The following is a 2,427-nucleotide window of genomic DNA, read 5'->3' on the forward strand; positions in this document are numbered from 1 at the left end:
GTACATGTCGAGCCGCGCGAAGATCGCGCGGGCGAAGTCGACCGGGGCGATGCCGCTCGCGGTGATGAGATCACCGTCCGTGACCGCGGGCTCGTCCCGGTACAGCCCCGCGCCGCCGTATCCGACACCCTGCAGGAACTCGAGGGCGTTGCTCGTATGGGGCCGCTCGTCGAGCAGTCCGGCGGCGGCGAGCGCACCGGTCGCGCCGCAGACCGCGGCCACCGGTACGCCGGCGTCGAGGAACTGCCGGGCCTTGTCGACGAAGGGGGCGTAGGCGTCGGTCGACCAGATGTCGTTGCCCGCGAGGATCAGCATCGCGCTGTCCTCCGGCGTCACATTCGCGAGCGCGGTGTCCGGGACTATCCGCAGTCCGCCCTTCGTCGAGACCGGCTCGGCGGAGACGCCGACCGTGCGGACGCGGTACCGTCCGGGATTCCGCTGCCATTCGGGATCCGCGATGTGCGCCGTGACGTATCCGATCTCCCAGTCCGCCAGGGTGTCGTACACGGCGACGTGAACCGTTTCCACCATGACAGTATGCTGGCAGGAACGCACTGTGCCGGCAACGGGCCTCGTTGCCCGTCGGGGGTGATTTGCCCGGTGGTCGCGGAGGCGATTAGCCTTGATCAGGACCACGTCGTGGCGCCACTGTCGTCGAAGGTCGCGCGCGGCCTCATCGGAGGAGAACATGGGCAACACTCACACGCAGACTGTGAGCACACGCGCTCGGGGCGCCGTGGCTCCTGCGTGTTGTCGTTGCCGCTGATCTCCCTGCCCGGGCAGCTCGTCCTGCCCTCACGATTTCCCTGAGTCCGCCGCGACCGACGGTCCGGCAAGCGACCGGGAATCCTCGCATCCGATGCGGTTCGAAAGGCACATCATGTCCGATTCGGCGGTATTACCCGTCGTCGATCTGTCCGATCTCGACGGCGACGACACAACACGTACTGCTCTGCTCGATCGTCTCCGGGTCGCCACCCACGAGATCGGGTTCTTCCATCTCGCCGGCCACGGGATCGACACCGTGCTCGCGGACGACCTCGTCGCCGCGGCCCGCGAGTTCTTCGCCCTTCCCGAGGCGGACAAGCTCGCCGTCGAGAACATCCACTCGCCTCACTTCCGCGGCTACACCCGCGTCGGTGGCGAGCGCACCCAGGGCAACGTCGACTGGCGCGAACAACTCGACATCGGTCCGGAGCGCGACGCCGTCGCCGAGATCGGCCCCGACCGTCCCTGGGAGGTGCTGCACGGCCCCAATCTGTGGCCGGAGCGGATCCCGCGACTGCGCGAACTGGCACTGCGCTGGATCGACGAGGCCGGCAACGTCGGACGCCGGCTGCTCGGTGCCTGGGCCGAATCGCTCGGCGCCCCGGCCGATCACTTCGAGAAGGCCTTTGCCGATCCCGACCCGCTGCTCAAGATCGCGCGCTATCCCGGGCACGACCGGTCGGTCACCGACCAGGGGGTCGGCAGTCACAAGGACGTCGGTGCGTTGACGTTGCTGTATCCCGAACCCGGCAGCACCGGATTCCAGGTCGAACTCGACGGTCGCTGGGTTGAAATCGACCCGCTCCCAGGACATTTCATCGTCAACATCGGGGAACTCCTCGAGGTCGCCACCGGAGGTTACCTCCAGGCGACGGTCCATCGGGTGCTGCCCCCGCCCGCGGGCACGGACCGCGTGTCGTTGCCGTTCTTCCTCAATCCCGGCCTCGACCGGGCACTCCCGCCGGTGGAGTTGCCCGCAGAACTCGCAGCAGCCGCCCGCGGTGTCGGCCCCGACGCGCACGGCGGTACCCTGCACGCCGTCTACGGCCTCAACGCACTCAAATCCCGCCTCCGGGCACACCCGAACGTGGCGGAGCGTTTTCACGCGGATCTCCTCGCCCGCTTCGCTGCACCCCGATAATCGATTCTGTCCGTCCCGCAATCCCTACGGAAGGTATCCACCCGATGTCACTGCGTCGTATCGTCGTCGCCTCCGCTGCGCTCACCCTCGCTGTGGGTCTCGCGGCCTGCTCGTCGTCCGAAGAGGACGGCACCACCCTCCGGATCTCTGCATCGTCCACTCCGCACGTCGAGATCCTCGACCACGTCGTGAGCACCGGGGCGCTGGGCGACTACACGCTCGACATCGTCGAGATCACCGGTGAGGTCGATCCCAACGAATTGCTCGAGGCCGGCGACGTCGACGCGAACTATTTCCAGCACGAGCCCTACCTGACGGACTGGCAGAAGCAGAAGGGTGTCGACGATCTCGTCGCGGTCGCCGACGTGCACCTCGAGCCGATCGGCCTGTACTCGAACAAGATCGGCTCGCTCGACGAGCTGAAGGACGGCGACACCGTCGCCGTGCCGCGCGACACCACCAACTACGCCCGCGCGCTGTACCTGCTCGAATCGGCCGGGCTGATCGAGATGGACGTG

General features: G+C 67.6%; 3 protein-coding genes. 2 read left to right on the forward strand and 1 reads right to left on the reverse strand.

What is annotated here, in order from left to right; genetic code table 11:
* Window positions 1-531, reverse strand: a 531-nt coding sequence (locus tag R1101_RS0121290; RefSeq protein ID WP_016935283.1) for a DJ-1/PfpI family protein, incomplete at its 3' end; no start/stop codon positions are given.
* A gap of 328 nt (window positions 532-859) precedes the next feature.
* Here R1101_RS0121290 and R1101_RS0121295 point away from each other — a divergent pair.
* Both R1101_RS0121295 and R1101_RS0121300 read left to right on the forward strand, forming a co-directional pair.
* Complete coding sequence (locus tag R1101_RS0121295) at window positions 860-1,909, forward strand: isopenicillin N synthase family dioxygenase (protein ID WP_016935284.1); 1,050 nt, start codon at window positions 860-862, stop codon at window positions 1,907-1,909.
* 44 nt (window positions 1,910-1,953) lie between these two features.
* The coding region (locus R1101_RS0121300; RefSeq protein WP_016935285.1) for a MetQ/NlpA family ABC transporter substrate-binding protein at window positions 1,954-2,427 on the forward strand (474 nt) is incomplete at its 3' end.

Origin of the sequence: Rhodococcus sp. R1101 (genome assembly GCF_000278445.1) — a bacterium.
GTDB lineage: Bacteria > Actinomycetota > Actinomycetes > Mycobacteriales > Mycobacteriaceae > Rhodococcus > Rhodococcus gordoniae.